Here is an 18058-nt window from a genome sequence, read left to right as displayed (position 1 = left end):
ATTATCTCTTTTTTAATAAGAATTTTATATAAAAGAATAATTTATATATAAAAGAAATATTTTTAAAAATTTCATCTTTTGATAATACTGAAATCATTGATTTTCCATTCTTAACACTTTTAACTAAATAAGTGTATAAATAATATTTTTGTTGTAGATATAAATTTTTAAAGATCACAGGATTATTTTTATAGTAATGACTAATTACCTGTAAGGATTGAAACATTTTTTTGTCACGATTTAAATCTGCTTTAGTGCTCCAAATTCCTACTCCTTTTCTATAAACCCCCATAACTTCAGGAATACATTTGATTTTACCCTTTTCTGCATTATATAAATGTAAGGGATAGTCACCTATATAAGATTTTATAAAATAATCTGGATAAACATAAGGATTTCTAAATAAAACAGATAATGTAGGAATATAGTTATATTGAGAAAGATCCTCAATAGAGGACACATCTTTTATTTTTTTTAAAGGAGGATATATTTCATCGGTTAATATTTTATTTTCCATAACTTGTATTTGATGGAAAACAATGGAAAAATTAGGATTTTTGTCTATAAAATCTACTTGTTTTTGCAATTTTAAAGGATCAGTCCAATAATCATCTCCTTCACAAATAGCTATATATTTTCCTTGAGCTTGATTTAGAGTAAATAAGAAATTAGGGATTACTCCTAAATTTTTGGTTTGGTAAAAGTACTTTATATTAGTGTTTTTAATTAGATATTCTTTAATGATTTTATCGGTATTATCATCAGAATGATCGTTAGAAATAATAAGTTCAAAAGTGAAATTACATTTTTGCATTAATACTCCTTCTATGGCCTGGCGTATGAAATTTTCATGACCATAAGTAATCATACTTATACTTACTAACGGGTGAGGCATAAATTAAAAATTTAAAGGTTTTAAATCTTTAATTTTTTGTGCAGGAATACCTGCTACTACACAGTTATCAGGAATATTTTTAGTAACTATCGCTCCTGCACCAACTATAACATTACCACCTATATGAACATCAGGCAAAATAATAGCACCTGCACCAATATGGGTAAAACTACTTACTTTACTTCTTCCTAATAACGTAACATTGGGTGATATTTCTACGAAATTGTCAATTTGACAATCATGAGTAATAATAGAATTGTAATATATCATGGTTCCCCATCCAATTTTTACAGAATTAGAAATAGTAACTCCGGGCAATATAATAGTACCATTATCGATAGAAACATCATAAGAGCCAATTCGTGACTCTGTACTTATTATAGAAGTTAGATTTCCGCCTAGTTCTTTAATTTTGATAAAAACATGATTTCTTAATACGGGATTTCCAATTCCAATGGTAAAATTATTTCCATAATTTTGGAAATAATCTACAATTTGAAAAGTATTCTTTAATATGGGGTATTGATTATACAATAAGTCAGGAGATTCCTTAGTCATATCATCATAGAAGGCTATGTTGGGTATATTATTTTGAATACAAACATTTAGAACTTCTTTAGCAAAACCTTTAGCTCCTATTATAACCATCGCTTATTAAATTACATATTTTATCAACATCTTCTAATTGCAGTTCCGGATATATGGGTAAACAAAGAACTTTATTAGCTATTTGGTTAGCTATAGGCAAATTAGCTATAGAAGCGGAAGCTAACCCTCTGTATGTAGGAAAACTACTTATAAGGGGATAAAAATATCTTCGACCATAAATATTTTTACTTTTTAAAAATTCATATAATTCATCCCGTGTTTTTTCATACTCATTGTTAATAAGTATAGGAAAATAAGAATATGGAACTTTAGCATTTTTGGGTTGAGGTAGTAATTCTATTCCTTTAACTTTATTAAGCAATTTTCTATATAAGCTATCAATAGATTTTCTTTTTGCCCATAGTTTATCTATATGTTTTAGTAGCACTAAACCATAAGCTGCTTGAATTTCATTTAATTTAGCATTTATTCCAGGAGCCACAACGGTTGTTTCATCAGCAAAACCAAAATTTTTAAGTTTATCAATACGATCTTTTGTTTTTTTGTCATGAGAAATAATTGCTCCTCCTTCTATAGTACTATATACTTTAGTCGCATGAAAACTTAAAACAGAGAGATCTCCATAGTTTAAGATAGAATTATTATTTAATTGGGTACCAAAAGCATGAGCAGCATCATATAACACTTTCAGTCCATATGTATCAGCTATTTTTTGAATAGCATCAATATTACAAGGATTTCCATATACATGAACAGGAAGTATAGCAGTTGTTTGAGGAGTAATTGCAGCTTCTATTTTATTAGTATCAATATTTAAAAAGTCAGGTTCTATGTCTACAAAAACAGGTTTAATATTATTCCACCATAATGAGTGGGTTGTAGCAACAAAACTATATGGAGTGGTTATTACTTCTCCTGATAGTTTAAGTGCTTGTATAGCTGTAATAAGAGCTAATGTTCCATTAGAAAATAGGCTGATAAATTTAACTCCTAAATACTTACAAAGTTTTTGTTCAAGCTCCTGATGTAGAGGACCATTGTTAGTGAGCCACTGAGTTTCCCATATCCTTTCGAGATATTCATTAAATTCCTTTAGCGGAGGTAAAAAAGGTTTGGTTACTGGGATCATAAGTATATAACTTTACTATAAATATGAAAATACAAATATACTAGTTTTTTATAAGAATAAATTAAATAATAAATTAGTACTTTGTATTGCATATTACTTAATATTATTTATATATTTGCTGTACCATCTATTATATAAATTAAAATGAATACAGAAAACATTAAAGCCCAGATGCGGAAAGGTGCGCTGGAGTATTGTATTTTAAGTATTATTAGGAGAGGAGACGCTTATGTTTCCGATTTAATTGATGAGTTAAAAAAAGGTAAACTTATTGTTGTGGAAGGAACATTATATCCACTTTTAACCAGACTTAAAAATGCAGGATTTTTAACATATAGGTGGGAAGAATCTACTTCAGGACCTCCAAGGAAATATTATGCAATTACTCCTAAGGGAGAAGGGTTTTTAAAAGAATTAGCTCAAACCTGGGAAGATTTGACCCGATCTGTGAATATAATAACTAACTCCAAATAAATGAAATTATGAATAAATCAGTATCAATTAGTTTAGGGGGGCTATCTTTTTTTATAGAAGAAGATGCATTTCATAAGTTACAAAGATATTTAGAAGATGTAAAATCATCTTTAGAAACAGAGGAAGAAGATACAGAAGAAATACTCAAAGATGTAGAAGCAAGAATTGCAGAATTATTCAAAGAGTGGTTAGGTAATTATCGGCAGGTGATAGATAAAAAAGATGTGGATAAAGTAATTTCAATCATGGGAACTCCTGAACAATATCACTCAGAGTCAGAAACAGGAGAAGATGGATTTGAATTGAAAAAAGAATCAAAAGAAAAAGATAAGTTTTATCAGCGGCAATTATATCGTGATACAGATGATAAAATAATAGCAGGAGTTTGTAGTGGATTAGCTCATTTTTTTGGTATACAACCTATATGGTTCAGATTAGGATTGGTTTTATTAATATTGATTGCCAGTTGGTATTTTAATAGAGTAGCAAACACATTGGTTTTAATATATATTATTTTATGGATAATAATACCTAAGGCTACTACTACCTTAGAAAAATTGAAGATGAAAGGAAAGCCGGTTAATTTTGATTCTATTAAGAAATATATAGATAAAGATGAAATTTCAGAACAAACAGGAAAAATAAAGAATAATTTTTCCAAAGCAAGTAATGAAATAGGAGGTTTTTTAGAATCTATATTTAAAATATTGATTAAAATTATAGCAATATTTACAGGTATTATTTTTGAAATTATAAGCATTTCTTTTATAATTTCTTATTTCGTTTGTGCCTTTTCTTTATCTCTTCCCGGAATTAATTCATCCGAATATATAAATTTGATATTCGATTCATCTTGGCAATTATATATTATGGTTTTTTTAATAGGAATAATACTATTAATACCATCTTTTATTCTTCTTTTTATAGGATTAAACATGATAACAGGAAAAAACATAATTAAATTTTCCAAGACAGCTAAAATCACATTGTTTGTTATATGGTTAATTTCATCAATAATAATTATTTTAATAAGTGCTAGTTTATTCCTATTTCAATTTAGAGAAACAGTAGAAAAGACTCAAAAAAATGTATTGAATAATGTTGCATCTGATACTTTAAGTATTGATATGAAAGATTATCAGGGAAAAACAAATAATACTTATATTACAGTAGGAGAAGGAATATATGGCATAAATACCGATCAAGTTAAATTTATAAATGATAGTGTTATAAGAAGAATAAATAAAACTTTAAAGATAAAGAAAAGCTCAGATTCCAACTTTTATTTGGAAGTAAAAAGTATAGCTAAAGGGAATAATGAATTAAATGCTATAAAAAATATAGATGCAATACATTATAAATATCAATTAAAAAATAATAAAGAATTAATGTTAGACTCTTATTTGTCATTTCCAAAAAATAACAAATTTAGAAATCAAGATATAAAGCTAGTATTGTATGTTCCTGAAAATAAATATATAAAAATAACCTATAATGTACAAAAAGTTATATATCTTAATCCAATAAATAAAATTAATATTTATCATAATAGGGGAAAATATTCAAATAAAATTTTTAAATTTACCAATGATTCTTTAAAATGCGTAAATTGTAATGAAATAGTTAATTCCGATTAAAAAAATAATCATCATGGTACAGATTCTTTTTAAAGTAGTTCTTCTGATTATAGACTGGATTATAGGCATATTTAATTAGTAACAGTTTTAATTAAATAATTTAAAAATATATACATTTGTAAAAGGTTCATTTAAGAATAAAATTTTATTCTTAAATGAACCTTTTAATTATTAAATACAAAATTAATGAAGAAAAATTTAGGAAAATTTATGCTTTGGATTGCAGGTTGGAAACTTTTATCTAACTTTTCCATTGAAGATTTAAAAAAAAGTGTTATAATTTGTGCCCCGCATACCTCCAACTGGGATTTTTATTATTGCTTAGCTTGTTTTTGGTCTATAGGAATTCCATATAAAATTATGATTAAAGATAATTATACCAAGCCTTGGTATGGATTTATATTTAAATCTTTAGGATGTATAGGTGTAAATAGAAAACAACGCAATAATTTAGTTGAATATACGGCATCTCTTATTAAAAAATCAGATTCTATGGCTCTAATTAATACACCGGAGGGAACTCGATCTTGGGCTAAAGAATGGAAAAAAGGATTTTATTATATTGCAAAAAGTGCAGAGGTACCCGTAGTTTTAGCCTATGCAGACTATAAAAATAAAATAGCCGGAGTTAAGAAAATTATAAATATAGAAGGTAAGACTGTTGAAGAAGTTTTTAAAGAAATAGAAGATTTCTATAAACCAGAAATGGCTAAATATCCAAAAAATTATAATCCAAAAATATATTAATAAAAAAAGAGAGTTTGTAAAAACTCTCTTTTTTATAATTTAAATGGTTAAATTTAGAAAACATATTTAACTCCTAAATTGACATCGTTTAAATTGATACCAAAAGCAGAGTTATCATCGTGTTTAGCACCATCAGGATTATGAGTTCCATATCCAAAACGTCCAATTGTAGTTTCAACAGACCAATTTGGAGTTAAGAAAACATCTAAACCAGGTCTAAAGTTAACACCCCAATCAACAAAATTATCTTTACTTGCACCAGTTACCTTAGTATCACCAAATTCAATAGGAACGTCTAATTGTCCGAAGAAATATAATTTTTCTCCTAGTCCCCAGTACTTTCTAGCCAAAGGCTGAATAATAAAAGTATTTTTCTTTACTTTATCAATACTAGAACCTTTAGTTTGTCCATATTCATATCCTATTTGACCTCCTACAGCTATAGTTGGAGTAATGAAATACCCGATTAAAGGGGTAACACGAAAATTGTCATTTTTAACATCTGTAGCTCCAGTTTTTTTATGATCATAACCTATGGCCCCACCTAGAAACCAACGTCCATCAAATCCAGCTTTTTCCTGAGCACTTGCAAATAAGCTTCCTAAAGCTAGAACTCCTACTAAAAATAATTTTTTCATTTTTTTAAGTTTTAAATTAAATTGGTAGCAAATATATAAAGAAATAGAAAAAATACAAAAAAAAATTAACATTTTATTAACATAAAATTATGTTAATTATATTGTTAATAATTGATTATCAGGTAGATGTAGTGAAATCTTTATAAAATGAATAGTTTATAAAGATAAAAGTTATCTTATCTAATAATTTAGTTACAAGTTTGTTCCTCAGCACATACTTTATACAATTCAAAATTTAAAATAAAAGTAGCATTAGATAAGTTTAGATAATTGGAATTTCTTGCATACCCTAAACGAGAAGGAACAATAATAACACCTTGTAATTGATCATATACAGCATTTTTATCTTTATTTGTAGGTTTGAACTTGTTAAGACCTTTTATAAAGCTGGGTATTACATAATAATTTTCAGCTTTTACTGTATCTGTTTTAGGTTTTTTATAAAAGAAAGGATTTTCCTGAGGCATTCCGGTCAGATTTATAGTACTGGCAGCATTTGTTAAACTAGAATACCCATTTCCTCCTTCAGTTGCAGTAAAATAAGCAAGGTTATAATGAATAAGTATATTGTTTTTACCATCCGGATTTAGTCCATTTTTGACGGGTGCTTTAGGATTAATTACATACCAAAATCCCGAAGGGTCCTGAATGGCATTTTTAATTAATGCATCTTTATCATTTGAAGTTACACTTTCAGAAAATTTCACCACTTTTCCTAAATCATCAAAATAATAATTATTTAAAAAATTTTTTATAGCTAGATCATCTGCTGCATTTTGTTCATCAATAGTTAGAGATTTCACATCATTATCATCACTGCTACAAGAAATTATAAAAGTAAAAAAACTAAAAAAAGATATAAGTAAAACAAATTTTTTAATCATGTGGATAAAATGAATTAAATTAGGCGCTAATTTACAATTTAATTTAAAAATAAATTATTTAAATAGTTTATAAATGAGAATAGATAAATTTTTATGGTGTATACGCTTTTATAAAACCCGAGCCTTAGCTACGGAAGAATGTAAAAAAAATAGAATATGGATGGGAGATAATGCTTTAAAACCCTCGAAAGAAGTTAATATAGGAGAAATTTACACAATAAAAAAAAATCAGATTGAATATAAGATTGAAGTATTACAAATCCCATCAAACCGTTTAGGGGCTAAATTAGTATCTTTATATAGTAAAGATTTAACAGATACAGAACAGATTGAAAAATTAAAAACAAGAAATCAAGAACAAAACTATTATAGACAAAAAGGGCTAGGTCGTCCAACTAAGAAAGACAGGCGAGATCTGGAAGATTATATTTCTTCTGATTCCCCAAATGGGGAAGAAGAGTAAACTTTGATTTATAAATTTTTAGTAATTGTGATAATTTCATTACATATATCTTCAATAGATTTTTGATTGCAGGTTATTTTATATTGAGCTTTTTCATAATAAAAAGAACGTTCATAAAGGTGCCGGGATATAAATTCTTTTATCTCTTCATTTTTCAAATGAGCAATAATAGGTCTATGGTCTTTTTCATGAATTAATCTGCTTGCTAATTCAATCGGAGGCATTTTTAAATAAAAAGATAGGCTTTTGTCATTAATTAAATCCATATTATTATAATAAGCGGGGGTACCTCCGCCTAAACTTAATATAAAATTCTTTTTTTCAAGAATTTTTTTTAAATATAAATTTTCTTTTTTTCTAAAATAAATTTCACCTTTTTCTGAAAAAATTTCTTTAATTGTAGTTTTTTCTTGAGAAATGATAAATTCATCAAGATCAATAGATTTACAGTTGAAATATTCAGATAATTTTTTTCCAATAGTAGATTTTCCACATCCCATATATCCTATTAAAGTAATAATCATAACATAAAATATTTATACAAATATGAGATTTTTTGTTAGAATATTTGGAGAGAAAAAAAAAGTAGTTATATTTGCACTCGCAAAAAGAAATACAATATGTATTAATTAAAATTGTTTAAAGACCTGGTAGCTCAGTTGGTAGAGCACAACACTTTTAATGTTGGGGTCCTGGGTTCGAGCCCCAGCCAGGTCACTGAATATTTAATAATGTAAATATTAATTAAAATTGTTTAAAGACCTGGTAGCTCAGTTGGTAGAGCACAACACTTTTAATGTTGGGGTCCTGGGTTCGAGCCCCAGCCAGGTCACTGAAAGGTCAGAAACATACAAACACAATTCTGGCAATAAAAGAAAAACAAAATCCTCTAAATGACTATTTTAGGGGATTTTTTAATTTCCCTATTTTGGAACAAGTAGCAGGTTGATGTAATCATACAACTGTAATTCGACGTCTACCAAAGAGTAATTGAAATAGTATCCAATTAGAATGTAAGTTGTTAATTTGTTGCAAATTAGTAGCGAAATGTCTCCCGTGTTTTGTTATGCAAAATTTAATTTCACATGCCAAAAACAAAAAGATTATGAAAGCAATATTTTTCAGTTTTATTTTATTTGCACAAAACCAGAAAAGGCGGCAAAGGTTTAATTTCGTTTATGTGACGAATTACTATAAATGTTAGACAAGGTACAATTTAATATCAGAATAACAGTCTCCCCAAAACAGTGGAACAGTAAATGGGGAAGTAGCATTAGACTAGGATAGGAAGCGAATAATACCAATCAGATTCTGAAAGCCCACAAAGTAAAAATAATTGAACTTTATCATAACCATTTACACAAACATGGTTATGTATTATCCGAATAGATCTAGAATATCTTATTAGGAATTGAAACTGATAAAAAAAATAATACTGAAACACTTAATAGAACATAATAAATAAAAGTAAGTTAACAGACTCAATCTTGAATCCGTTTCTTTTTTCAATGAGCTTGAGCGGACAAAAAAATAAGCAAAAAATTGCCGATAAATACTTAAACTGCTCTATATTTTCTATATTTGATAATTAGTGAAAATCAACAAAATAATGGATACAAAAAAGTTAATTAATGAATTTGTCCGGCGATTACCGATGGATATCGATCCGTTATTTAAAGAATCTTTGCTTGAAGATGGAAATATATTTGAATTGCCGAAAGGAGCAACTTTTGTTTACGAAGGCGAGAAACAGCAAAAGATTTATTATACTATAAAAGGAAGTTGTATTCGTTTTATTATAAATCCAAACGGAGAAGAAAGAGCAGTTATGTTTCACACCGAAGATTTTATGCCTATGGTCGGGAATATGTATATTGATAGCAAAGATTCACTAGTTACTTTTCTACTAAAATCAAACGAAGATATGACTGTATTGGAACTGGACAGTTCTTTCGGGCTGAAATGGATAAATAAAGACCATGCATTTGCACGTTTTGTTTTTCAAACTAGCATTCAATACCTTTCGAATGTGAATCAAATTCAGAATCATTTATTAGGACTTTCCAGTGAAGATTTCTTGTGCTGGCTGCTGAAGAGATATGGTTTTTTATTCCAAAGATTCCGGTCGAAGGATATTGCTAATTTCATGGGGGTTACACCTATCTGGTTAAGCAATCTGAAACGTAAAATCGCTGAGAAATAATTTTTCGATTTCATTCTTTCTTAAATTAATTTAAGACAATTCTCATTTCCTGACTCTAATTTTGTATTACAGAATTAAACAATAAACGTAATATAAAATTAACCGTTATGAAATTCTACATTAACAATTGGTACAAACTAACAATTATCGTATTTATCGCCTTGTCGTTTTTTATAGGATTTTTTGGATATAGTTTGTTAAACCCGATACAAACAATCCTGATGTACAGCTTTATGGCATTACTTGTTCACCAGTTCGAAGAATATGTATTTCCGGGCGGTGGGCCTGTAGTCATAAACAGAGGAAACTTTGGAGAGAAAACAGATTATAGATGCTATCCCGGCAACATGCAATCAGCTATGATTGTAAATAATCTAGCTTATTTGATTTATATTGCCGCTATTATTTTCCCGCAAGCTATCTGGCTGGGATTAGGTACAATGTTCTTCAATCTGTTTCAGCTCATCGGGCATGGTATTCAGATGAACAAAAGCATGAAGACTTGGTATAATCCGGGGCTGGCATCTGTTGTATTTCTGTTTGTTCCGATAAGCATCTATTACATGGTTTTCATTATAAATAATAAACTTGTCAATGATTGGGATTGGTTTTTCGGAGCAATAGCCTTTATTTTCATGACTTTATTAACAACCATTTTGCCTGTACAATTTCTCAAAAATAAAGATACACTTTATCCTATATCTGAATGGCAGGTTGAAATGAGTAATAAAGTACAAAAGTTTGCTTCCTTTTCAAAAAATAAATAACCTTAAAAACTGAAATATTATGAAATTTTTATTAAAAAATTGGTACAATATCAATGGTATAGTCGGAGTAATAGTGCTATTTATAACCATTATTTTTTGGAAAGATATGTCCCTTTTGCAAGGGCTTGCTGTACTCAATTTTGCAGTTATTAACCTACATGTTTTCGAAGAATTCAGACTTCCTGGTGGATTTCCTAAATTTGCAAACACCATGTTTGCCATGAAGAACAGTCCTGCTCCCGATCGTTATCCATTAAATAGAATGTCGGCACTAATGACAAATTGGCTTTCAGCCATAGTGCTGTATGTGCCACCTATAATTTGGCCTAATGCCATCTGGTTCGGACTAGCCCCTATACTTTTTGGAGGGGTTGCTCAACTGATTATGCATGGTATTTATAATAACATACTTTTAAAAAGGTTTTATAATGCCGGTTTAGCAGCCGTTCTGCTTGGACATGTACCGATAATGATTGTTTATGTTCATTATATTGTTATAAACGATATGGTGACTATATGGGATTGGGTACTAGGTACTTTGATTATGATAGTATGGTATATAGTAGGTGTGCGAATCATCATCAGTAAGACTTTTGAAGATATAAATTCACCTTACGCATTTTCTAAAGATGAAATGAACCGATTTAAAGAACCACGTAAATAAGTATTTTAATATATATTCCACCTATTTATTCTCAAACTATATTAACTTTTGTACAGCCTGTATTTAGATATTAATTTACCACTTCACAGCTCTACATCAGTTTTGAAAAGAAAGTTTTCGTATACTTTACTTAACAATTCAATTTGAATAATACTAAAATTGAATAATCTACAGTTTTTGAAAAGTCTTGTTTGAAGTGTGTTATCATTACTGCAAATAAAGAATTTCTTTTCATCGCAATAAATGAGTCATACTTTTACCCTAATCTAGGTATTCAAGTATATTTAATCCTATCATAACATTTGTAAAGATATATTAAAAGCTTAAATTTATTACATAAAGTTAATCAATTTGAGTTGAGAATTTATATATTTGCACATATTAAAAATATACAAATAGAAAACTGTCTAAAAAGGACAGATTAGCCTTCATAAATTTGGAAAGGAGGTATTTAAAAATTTGTTATTATTTATTTAATTAGGATATAAAATCAGCTTAGGATACTAACTATGGTTTGAGTTTAATATCTAGACTATTTATTTTTACGGCTCCGTAGCTCAGTTGGTAGAGCAACTGACTCTTAATCAGTGGGTCAAGGGTTCGACCCCCTTCGGAGTCACTCCAAAATAGAAGGATTACAAATTTGCGTAATCCTTTTTTTACATTCTGATATTATTATTTTCAATACAGTATCATTAATGAGTAGATTGATAAGTAATATCTTATGCAAAATTAAAATAACAGGTATTTGAAAGGACCAGGTATCAACTATATAGGCTTATCGCTGATGCATAATATTATTTTTTATAGTTGATTTGATCCGAATTACAATTTTACCTAAGTTTTTAGAATAGGATGCTGTTTTAAAAGCTTCTTTTGCGTTGTTAAAATCATAAATTTGTTGTATATAAGGTTTTATTTTTTTCTCATCAAGGAAATGAATATAATCTTTAAAAGCCTCGGTGCTGGCAGTGAGAACCCCAAAAAGGATATTATTTTTTCTCATCATCAGATAGGATTCGGTAAATGCCTCAGTTGTATCGTCCATTGCCCCGACCATAGACATTCTTCCTCCGAAATTCAGAGCCCTAATGGATGAGTTAATTGCCGCTAAGCCAACTGTATTAACTACAAGGTCGACACCCTGTGTTTTTTTATATATAGTGTCTCCCCAATGTTTATCTAAACGGTAATTGATTACATCTTTTATTCCCATCGATTTTAGTGTTTCAATTTTATTTTCTTGACTGGTTGTGCAATATACCTGCGCTCCTGCCCCTACAGCAATAGCCATGACCATAGTAGAAACTCCACCTGTACCCAATATTAACACTTTTTCTCCTTTTTGTAATGGAAAAAGATAGGGACGATTACCTTGGATAGCCGACCAAGCAGTAGTCCCTGCACAGGGAAGGGTAGAAGATTCTAAATAGTTTAGTGTTTTGGGCGCACTAATTATCTGATCCGATTTAACAATAAAAAATTCAGCTAAGGTTCCATCTACCTCATTAGATCCCAAACCTAAATCAATGTTTGCAGTTATTTTACCATCTGTCCAGCCTCGATAACATTGGGTGACGACTTTGTCTCCAACTTTCCAATTTTTCACACCATCACCCAAAGCATCAATTTCTCCGGCTCCATCTGAGCATGGGATGATGTCTCGTGTTATACTCATGCCTTTTGTTCCTTTCATTACAACTATGTCGCGAAAGTTGAGTGATACAGCAAAATTTTTTATTCGTACTTCTCCTGTTTTAGGTTCAGGTATGGCTACCTCTTCTTGAATGAGGTCGTCTATACTTTTTGCATTTTTTCTCAAAATCCATCTTTTCATATAGGTACATATTAAATTATATATTTGTAAAAATAATTATATTAACTATAGAAAATGTGTTACTTTCATCTGAGAAAGCACTAACCTTAAAGAAAGTAAGATGCTATAAATTTTTTTAATTTAAAAATGATGGGAAAAGAAATAAAAAGTTATGATTGCCAACATATAATGATTCCCGTAAGGGATGCTTTAGATGTATTGCAAGGTAAATGGAAAATTCCTATTATAATTTCTTTATTTTACGAAAGTAAACGTTTTAAAGAGATAATAAGGGATATACCGGGGCTAACAGATAAGAGTTTGTCGAAAGACCTTAAGGAACTTGAAAGTGATAAACTTATAGACCGTAAAGTTTTAGAGACTTTTCCTCCCTCAGTAGAATATTCATTAACGGACCATGGGCATACGCTATGTAAAGTTATTAATGAACTGAAAGAGTGGGGAATATTTCATCGTAAAGAGATATTAGGGTAGTATTAGTAATTACTGTATTCTTTATTGTCCTGTTCTTTCTTTCTTTTAAATTACTTTTGTAGGAATAATGTAATGAGATATCAAATATTATAAAGTTTGCATTGATTTTAGCAATCATAAAAATATTTACTTTAAAGCTCTTTCCCTAAAAAAAGATTTTTTATATCTTTGGATTGAAAATCGATTAAGTTCTTTTATAAATCAATTTCTTTTAAAGAAATATATGTTTTTAGATAATGTAATTTTGGATAAAAAGAAAAATTAATATTAGTAAAAAAATAAAAAACTCACGTGGTGGAATTGGTAGACACGCCATCTTGAGGGGGTGGTGTCCGTAAGGATGTGCCGGTTCAAATCCGGTCGTGAGTACACATTTTTATATATAAAATTTTATATAAAAATTATTTCTTTTATCCATATATACATTATATTTTCACAAATTATGTAACCTTCCTTTTAATTTGAATCGCTTTGTATTTAGTATATATAGTTAATAAATAGGAATTTTAAAACACAACTAAGATTTATTTATTTCATTATTAAGTCGAAATATTTAATAAAATATCAGTTTTTTTATAAAACCAGAATCAAAAGTTGTTATGCAGACGAGATGTAAAGCGAACAAAAAATAATTTTTTTCAATAATTTTTATTATAAATTTGAAACATATTTCAAATTAAATAATATATAAATGGATGAAACTCGCATATGGGAATTGATTGAAATATTTTTTAAAGATAAATTTACTAATGGTGAAATTCCTGATTTAAATACAATGATTTTTTTAATAGGTTTGCAAGAGTTAGGTTTTGGGTATAAGAAATATAAGAAGGATGAAAAAATGAATTTGATGCATATTGCTGTATGTCGTTTATTGGAACCTTTTGGTTATTATCGTTTTGATAGATATGATGAAGATAATTGGCCTCATTATGAACTAATAGAAGATTTGCCCCCTCTAAAACCTAATGAACAAACATTGTTAATGAAAAAAGCTATAGTTCAATATTTTATTGATGAAAAATTATTAGAATAAAAAAAGAGGGTAGATAAACCCTCTTTTTTTATTGTTATTGAAATAAATGACTATTGTTCTCCAGATTGTTTTTTAGCTTCATCGATCATTTTCTGGTTAGCTATAATAGAAAATTCAACTCTTCTATTCAAGGCTCTTCCGGCATCTGTATTGTTATCCCCTATAGGATCAGATTTTCCAAAACCTTTAGTGGTTAAACGTGAAGAACTTATTCCGTGTGCTGTCATGTAAGAAGCTACACTTTGAGCTCTTTTATCAGATAAATTTAAATTGTATTGATCTGCTCCTTTTGAATCTGTATATCCGTAAATACCAATATTAGTATCTGGATATTCTTTGAAAATATTGATAATCTTATCCAAATTTTGTTGTGCAGAAGGAGTTAAAGTTGATTTATCAAAATCAAAACGAACAGCATTTTCATTTAAAACTACTTTAATACCTTCACCTACACGTTCTACACTGGCACCGGGAATACTTTGTTGAATCTCACGAGCTTGTTTATCCATTTTATTTCCTATAAGCCCTCCTGTAGTACCTCCCACTGCAGCACCGATTAAGGCCCCTAAAGCTGCATTATTTTTATCGCCTACATTGTTTCCAATTACAGCTCCTAATACACCTCCGGCTATGGCTCCTAAACCTGCTCCTTTTTGTGTATTATTAGTATTACATGAAACTATAAATAGGCAAGCAGCTAGTATAATAGCACATGATTTAGTATAAATTGTTTTCATAAATTATAATTATTTTAGTTTTCCTTTAGATAATTGAGAAAAATGATAAGTAATTTTTACGCCACTTATCACTTGGTTTAAATTGAATTCCGTGTCAGAAATATTTTGCACCTGGTAAATAGTACCAGTAGTTACTTTTCTTGCTCTTTCACCTTCATTGATTAATTTTAAGCCTAACATTCCCTGAGGGTCTATATACCAAGTAAATTTTTGTGTGTAACTAGGGCAATCATTTCCTCCAGGAAGAGTAAAATTACCTGTATTATTGTTAGAAACGAAATACCAGGTACTGTTTTTTAAACATTGAGCATCATATTCATCAAAAGCTTTAACTTTTACAAAATTATCAGAATAAGTAACCTTATCCAAATTCCATGTTCCGATTAATTGTCTTTGAGAAGATCTGTCTATAGTCGTTTTACAAGAATAAACTAAGAATAAACTAAGTATTCCTAAAAAAATAATCTTTTTCATATTCTGTTTTTTAATTTATAAGTTGAATTAAAAATTTATTTTCCCCGTTTCATTTCCTTTTTTACAAACCAAGGTTTTTTTTTGTCCGTTTATAATAAAATTATTGAAATTTTGCTGATCAGGAAATTTATCGATTAATAAATTATTTCTTAGAGTTATAGAAGAAATATTATCACTAACATTAGAGACTTCATAATAAATCCATATAACACTTCCGTCATGGTTTTTAGAAGAATAGGTAAAACTAACAGGTATATCGTTTACGCTAATTTTAATGTTACTTTGAATATATCTGTTCAAAGCAGTGTCAAAACCACTTTCATCAATTTTTTTACCTAAAGCTTGTTGTAAATGATCAGCATTTACTTTAGAAGAAATTCTTAAACTTTTATTTGTAGATACATATTCTACTTTAGTAATAGAAGTATAAAAATCACTTGAACAAAAAGCATAAAAAATTAAAAAAAATATAGAAAATATTAAAAATATATTTTTTTTCATTGTCATATATTATTTATTTACTAGTTCCATTTATAGAAAAGACAAATTTAATGCCAAATACATGTTTTAAAAATTTTGTTTTATACTGTATTTATCATAAAAAGATTGTATATAATCTACCACTTCATCGGAGGTATCTACTAATTTAAAAATATTAAAATCAAGATCATTTATGTAATGTTCTTCAGACATAGCACCTTTCATCCAGTCAATCAAACCTTTCCAGTAATCTTTACCGACCAAAATTATTGGGAATTTGCCTGTTTTATGAGTTTGTATTAATGTTAAAGCTTCAAACAGTTCATCCAAAGTTCCGAATCCTCCGGGCATCACAACAAACCCTTGAGAATATTTTAAAAACATGACTTTCCTTACAAAAAAATAGTTAAATGACATACTCAGCCTTTGGTCTACAAAAGCATTGCTTCCGGTTTCAAAAGGTAATTCTATGTTAAGACCTATAGATTTTCCTCCGGCAGATTGTGCCCCTTTGTTTCCTGCCTCCATAATTCCGGGTCCACCTCCAGTAATTATTCCGAAACCTATTTTTGTGAGCTTATAAGAAATTTCTTCCGTAATATTATAATATTTTGTATTGGGTTGAGTTCTTGCTGAACCAAAGATAGATACGCAAGGTCCTATTTTAGTCATCGTTTCAAATCCGGTAGTAAACTCAGCCATGATTTTAAATAACATCCAACTGTCTTTTGTTTTAATTTCATTCCAGTTTTTTTGTTTAAAACTATTAGTTATTATTTGTTCGTCTAAACTGTCCATTTTAAATATATATTAATATTACAAAAATACAGCATAATTTTTTACTAGCCCTATTTATTATAGTTGTACATTTAAATTAAATAATGAAAAAAATAGAGTTAAAGGAATAATGATCCGTTAAAAGTTTTTTTTGTGATATTTTTGTAAAAGAAAAATAACAATATTTTGAAAAATGGAAAATAACAGATATGAGCTGAATAAAAATTTAGCACAAATGCTAAAAGGGGGAGTAATTATGGATGTATCTACTCCCGAACAAGCAAAAATAGCAGAAGCTGCTGGTGCTGCAGCAGTAATGGCATTAGAAAGAATTCCGGCAGATATAAGAGCAGTAGGAGGGGTTTCTCGGATGAGTGATCCTAAGATGATTAAAGGTATACAAAAAGCAGTAAGTATTCCTGTGATGGCTAAAATCAGAATCGGACATTTTGTCGAAGCTCAGATTTTAGAAGCGTTAGAAATTGACTATATAGATGAAAGTGAAGTTCTAACTCCTGCAGATGATAAATATCATGTAAATAAAACTAAATTTCAGGTTCCCTTCGTTTGTGGAGCTAAAAATTTAGGAGAGGCATTGAGGAGAATACAGGAAGGAGCTTCAATGATCCGTTCCAAAGGAGAGCCAGGAACAGGCGATGTGGTACAGGCTGTTAGGCATCTAAGAGCTATGAACGAAGAGATAAGAAAAATACAAGGCATGCAGGAAGATGAATTGTTTAATGAAGCAAAAGAACTACAGGTACCTTACGATTTAGTAAAATATGTACACGAAAATGGAAAATTACCGGTAGTAAATTTTGCTGCAGGTGGAGTGGCAACCCCGGCAGATGCAGCTTTAATGATGCAGTTAGGGGCTGAGGGAGTATTTGTCGGTTCCGGGATTTTTAAATCGGGAGATCCTGAAAAAAGAGCTCAAGCGATAGTAAAAGCAGTTACCAATTTTAATGATCCGAAAGTATTATTGGAAATTTCCGAAGATTTAGGAGAAGCAATGGTAGGAATAAATGAAGCTGAGATTGAATTATTAATGGCTGAGAGAGGAAAATAAAAATATAAATAAAATAATTTTAAGGTCATTTTGAAATTTTTTTCAAAATGACCTTTTAAATAAG

Annotated in this window: 21 protein-coding genes and 4 tRNA genes; 14 read left to right on the top strand and 11 right to left on the bottom strand. The window is 29.1% G+C overall.

The annotated features are described in order from the left end of the window. Window position 1: 1 nt before the first annotated feature. From C4S77_RS09060 to C4S77_RS09050, 3 genes are read right to left on the bottom strand one after another with little or no spacing between them, the layout of a single operon-like run. Window positions 2–895, bottom strand: coding sequence for a glycosyltransferase family 2 protein (locus C4S77_RS09060; protein WP_105247270.1), 894 nt, complete (start codon window positions 893–895; stop codon window positions 2–4). 3 nt (window positions 896–898) lie between these two features. Further along, complete coding sequence (locus tag C4S77_RS09055; RefSeq protein WP_105247269.1) at window positions 899–1543, bottom strand: NeuD/PglB/VioB family sugar acetyltransferase; 645 nt, start codon at window positions 1541–1543, stop codon at window positions 899–901. After that, on the bottom strand, window positions 1524–2633 hold the full coding sequence (locus C4S77_RS09050) for a DegT/DnrJ/EryC1/StrS family aminotransferase (protein WP_105247268.1): 1110 nt from the start codon (window positions 2631–2633) through the stop codon (window positions 1524–1526). Before C4S77_RS09050 ends, C4S77_RS09055 begins: the two co-directional genes overlap by 20 nt. Window positions 2634–2777: 144 nt before the next feature. Here C4S77_RS09050 and C4S77_RS09045 point away from each other — a divergent pair, with 144 nt between their 5' ends. From C4S77_RS09045 to C4S77_RS09035, 3 genes are all read left to right on the top strand, one after another. Beyond that, entirely contained in the window at window positions 2778–3107 is a 330-nt protein-coding gene (locus C4S77_RS09045; protein ID WP_105247267.1) for a PadR family transcriptional regulator, read from the top strand. Window positions 3108–3115: 8 nt separating this feature from the next. Beyond that, window positions 3116–4744: a PspC domain-containing protein gene (locus tag C4S77_RS09040; RefSeq protein ID WP_105247266.1), complete on the top strand. Its 1629-nt coding sequence runs from the start codon at window positions 3116–3118 to the stop codon at window positions 4742–4744. Between the two features lie 186 nt (window positions 4745–4930). Continuing rightward, window positions 4931–5491, top strand: a complete 561-nt coding sequence (locus tag C4S77_RS09035; protein WP_105247265.1) for a 1-acyl-sn-glycerol-3-phosphate acyltransferase — start codon at window positions 4931–4933, stop codon at window positions 5489–5491. Between the two features lie 53 nt (window positions 5492–5544). Here C4S77_RS09035 and C4S77_RS09030 read toward each other — a convergent pair whose 3' ends face one another. Next, complete coding sequence (locus tag C4S77_RS09030; RefSeq protein WP_181042863.1) at window positions 5545–6129, bottom strand: outer membrane beta-barrel protein; 585 nt, start codon at window positions 6127–6129, stop codon at window positions 5545–5547. 188 nt (window positions 6130–6317) lie between these two features. After that, window positions 6318–7013 (bottom strand): hypothetical protein, encoded by a 696-nt coding sequence (locus C4S77_RS09025; protein WP_105192480.1) that lies wholly within the window; start codon window positions 7011–7013, stop codon window positions 6318–6320. A gap of 73 nt (window positions 7014–7086) precedes the next feature. Here C4S77_RS09025 and C4S77_RS09020 point away from each other — a divergent pair, with 73 nt between their 5' ends. Beyond that, entirely contained in the window at window positions 7087–7476 is a 390-nt protein-coding gene (locus tag C4S77_RS09020) for an RNA-binding S4 domain-containing protein (protein ID WP_105247263.1), read from the top strand. 8 nt (window positions 7477–7484) lie between these two features. Here C4S77_RS09020 and C4S77_RS09015 read toward each other — a convergent pair whose 3' ends face one another. Then, on the bottom strand, window positions 7485–8000 hold the full coding sequence (locus C4S77_RS09015) for a shikimate kinase (RefSeq protein WP_105247262.1): 516 nt from the start codon (window positions 7998–8000) through the stop codon (window positions 7485–7487). A gap of 120 nt (window positions 8001–8120) precedes the next feature. On the opposite strand from C4S77_RS09015, the gene C4S77_RS09010 reads away from it, so the two are divergent. From C4S77_RS09010 to C4S77_RS08985, 6 genes are all read left to right on the top strand, one after another. Further along, window positions 8121–8193, top strand: a tRNA-Lys gene (locus C4S77_RS09010). A gap of 42 nt (window positions 8194–8235) precedes the next feature. Continuing rightward, window positions 8236–8308 (top strand) — tRNA-Lys (locus C4S77_RS09005). Between the two features lie 822 nt (window positions 8309–9130). Beyond that, the gene (locus C4S77_RS09000; RefSeq protein ID WP_146106086.1) at window positions 9131–9679 is read left to right on the top strand and encodes a Crp/Fnr family transcriptional regulator; all 549 of its coding nucleotides are present in this window, start codon (window positions 9131–9133) and stop codon (window positions 9677–9679) included. 233 nt (window positions 9680–9912) lie between these two features. After that, the gene (locus C4S77_RS08995) at window positions 9913–10446 is read left to right on the top strand and encodes an HXXEE domain-containing protein (protein ID WP_221405116.1); all 534 of its coding nucleotides are present in this window, start codon (window positions 9913–9915) and stop codon (window positions 10444–10446) included. A gap of 106 nt (window positions 10447–10552) precedes the next feature. Then, entirely contained in the window at window positions 10553–11110 is a 558-nt protein-coding gene (locus tag C4S77_RS08990; protein WP_181042862.1) for an HXXEE domain-containing protein, read from the top strand. A 546-nt stretch (window positions 11111–11656) separates the two neighbouring features. Beyond that, window positions 11657–11729: transfer RNA gene (locus C4S77_RS08985), tRNA-Lys, on the top strand. Window positions 11730–11888: 159 nt separating this feature from the next. Here C4S77_RS08985 and C4S77_RS08980 read toward each other — a convergent pair. After that, window positions 11889–12947, bottom strand: coding sequence for a zinc-dependent alcohol dehydrogenase family protein (locus C4S77_RS08980; RefSeq protein WP_105247258.1), 1059 nt, complete (start codon window positions 12945–12947; stop codon window positions 11889–11891). Window positions 12948–13073: 126 nt separating this feature from the next. On the opposite strand from C4S77_RS08980, the gene C4S77_RS08975 reads away from it, so the two are divergent. From C4S77_RS08975 to C4S77_RS08965, 3 genes are all read left to right on the top strand, one after another. Next, entirely contained in the window at window positions 13074–13421 is a 348-nt protein-coding gene (locus tag C4S77_RS08975; RefSeq protein ID WP_105192494.1) for a winged helix-turn-helix transcriptional regulator, read from the top strand. Between the two features lie 285 nt (window positions 13422–13706). Then, window positions 13707–13790 (top strand) — tRNA-Leu (locus C4S77_RS08970). Between the two features lie 322 nt (window positions 13791–14112). Beyond that, window positions 14113–14457, top strand: a complete 345-nt coding sequence (locus C4S77_RS08965) for a hypothetical protein (RefSeq protein WP_105247257.1) — start codon at window positions 14113–14115, stop codon at window positions 14455–14457. Window positions 14458–14507: 50 nt separating this feature from the next. Here the strand turns inward: C4S77_RS08965 and C4S77_RS08960 are convergent, their stop codons facing one another. The 4 genes from C4S77_RS08960 to C4S77_RS08945 all read right to left on the bottom strand — a co-directional run bounded on the left by C4S77_RS08960 (window position 14508) and on the right by C4S77_RS08945 (window position 16946). Beyond that, complete coding sequence (locus C4S77_RS08960; RefSeq protein WP_105247256.1) at window positions 14508–15194, bottom strand: OmpA family protein; 687 nt, start codon at window positions 15192–15194, stop codon at window positions 14508–14510. A 9-nt stretch (window positions 15195–15203) separates the two neighbouring features. Further along, on the bottom strand, window positions 15204–15668 hold the full coding sequence (locus C4S77_RS08955; protein WP_105247255.1) for a lipocalin family protein: 465 nt from the start codon (window positions 15666–15668) through the stop codon (window positions 15204–15206). 27 nt (window positions 15669–15695) lie between these two features. Beyond that, the gene (locus C4S77_RS08950; RefSeq protein ID WP_146106085.1) at window positions 15696–16169 is read right to left on the bottom strand and encodes a DUF6702 family protein; all 474 of its coding nucleotides are present in this window, start codon (window positions 16167–16169) and stop codon (window positions 15696–15698) included. Between the two features lie 66 nt (window positions 16170–16235). After that, window positions 16236–16946: an LOG family protein gene (locus tag C4S77_RS08945; RefSeq protein ID WP_105247253.1), complete on the bottom strand. Its 711-nt coding sequence runs from the start codon at window positions 16944–16946 to the stop codon at window positions 16236–16238. A 172-nt stretch (window positions 16947–17118) separates the two neighbouring features. Here C4S77_RS08945 and pdxS point away from each other — a divergent pair, with 172 nt between their 5' ends. Next, window positions 17119–17994 (top strand): pyridoxal 5'-phosphate synthase lyase subunit PdxS, encoded by an 876-nt coding sequence (pdxS, locus tag C4S77_RS08940; protein ID WP_105192505.1) that lies wholly within the window; start codon window positions 17119–17121, stop codon window positions 17992–17994. Window positions 17995–18058 lie beyond the last annotated feature (64 nt).

Source organism: Apibacter adventoris (genome assembly GCF_002964975.1).
Taxonomy (GTDB): Bacteria; Bacteroidota; Bacteroidia; order Flavobacteriales; family Weeksellaceae; genus Apibacter; species Apibacter adventoris.
This window is presented reverse-complemented; position numbering and strand designations above follow the sequence as displayed.

Excerpts from the sequence above, each read along its gene's own strand:
- C4S77_RS08975 (WP_105192494.1), top strand. The coding sequence starts at position 13,074 with ATGATGGGAAAAGAAATAAAAAGTTATGATTGCCAACATATAATGATT.
- C4S77_RS09025 (WP_105192480.1), bottom strand. The coding sequence starts at position 7,013 with ATGATTAAAAAATTTGTTTTACTTATATCTTTTTTTAGTTTTTTTACT.
- C4S77_RS09035 (WP_105247265.1), top strand. The coding sequence starts at position 4,931 with ATGAAGAAAAATTTAGGAAAATTTATGCTTTGGATTGCAGGTTGGAAA.
- C4S77_RS08950 (WP_146106085.1), bottom strand. The coding sequence starts at position 16,169 with ATGAAAAAAAATATATTTTTAATATTTTCTATATTTTTTTTAATTTTT.
- C4S77_RS08955 (WP_105247255.1), bottom strand. The coding sequence starts at position 15,668 with ATGAAAAAGATTATTTTTTTAGGAATACTTAGTTTATTCTTAGTTTAT.
- C4S77_RS08990 (WP_181042862.1), top strand. The coding sequence starts at position 10,553 with ATGTCCCTTTTGCAAGGGCTTGCTGTACTCAATTTTGCAGTTATTAAC.
- C4S77_RS08945 (WP_105247253.1), bottom strand. The coding sequence starts at position 16,946 with ATGGACAGTTTAGACGAACAAATAATAACTAATAGTTTTAAACAAAAA.
- C4S77_RS09000 (WP_146106086.1), top strand. The coding sequence starts at position 9,131 with ATGGATATCGATCCGTTATTTAAAGAATCTTTGCTTGAAGATGGAAAT.
- C4S77_RS08995 (WP_221405116.1), top strand. The coding sequence starts at position 9,913 with ATGGCATTACTTGTTCACCAGTTCGAAGAATATGTATTTCCGGGCGGT.
- C4S77_RS09060 (WP_105247270.1), bottom strand. The coding sequence starts at position 895 with ATGCCTCACCCGTTAGTAAGTATAAGTATGATTACTTATGGTCATGAA.
- C4S77_RS09020 (WP_105247263.1), top strand. The coding sequence starts at position 7,087 with ATGAGAATAGATAAATTTTTATGGTGTATACGCTTTTATAAAACCCGA.
- pdxS (WP_105192505.1), top strand. The coding sequence starts at position 17,119 with ATGGAAAATAACAGATATGAGCTGAATAAAAATTTAGCACAAATGCTA.
- C4S77_RS09045 (WP_105247267.1), top strand. The coding sequence starts at position 2,778 with ATGAATACAGAAAACATTAAAGCCCAGATGCGGAAAGGTGCGCTGGAG.
- C4S77_RS09055 (WP_105247269.1), bottom strand. The coding sequence starts at position 1,543 with ATGGTTATAATAGGAGCTAAAGGTTTTGCTAAAGAAGTTCTAAATGTT.
- C4S77_RS08965 (WP_105247257.1), top strand. The coding sequence starts at position 14,113 with ATGGATGAAACTCGCATATGGGAATTGATTGAAATATTTTTTAAAGAT.
- C4S77_RS08960 (WP_105247256.1), bottom strand. The coding sequence starts at position 15,194 with ATGAAAACAATTTATACTAAATCATGTGCTATTATACTAGCTGCTTGC.
- C4S77_RS09015 (WP_105247262.1), bottom strand. The coding sequence starts at position 8,000 with ATGATTATTACTTTAATAGGATATATGGGATGTGGAAAATCTACTATT.
- C4S77_RS09050 (WP_105247268.1), bottom strand. The coding sequence starts at position 2,633 with ATGATCCCAGTAACCAAACCTTTTTTACCTCCGCTAAAGGAATTTAAT.
- C4S77_RS08980 (WP_105247258.1), bottom strand. The coding sequence starts at position 12,947 with ATGAAAAGATGGATTTTGAGAAAAAATGCAAAAAGTATAGACGACCTC.
- C4S77_RS09040 (WP_105247266.1), top strand. The coding sequence starts at position 3,116 with ATGAATAAATCAGTATCAATTAGTTTAGGGGGGCTATCTTTTTTTATA.
- C4S77_RS09030 (WP_181042863.1), bottom strand. The coding sequence starts at position 6,129 with ATGAAAAAATTATTTTTAGTAGGAGTTCTAGCTTTAGGAAGCTTATTT.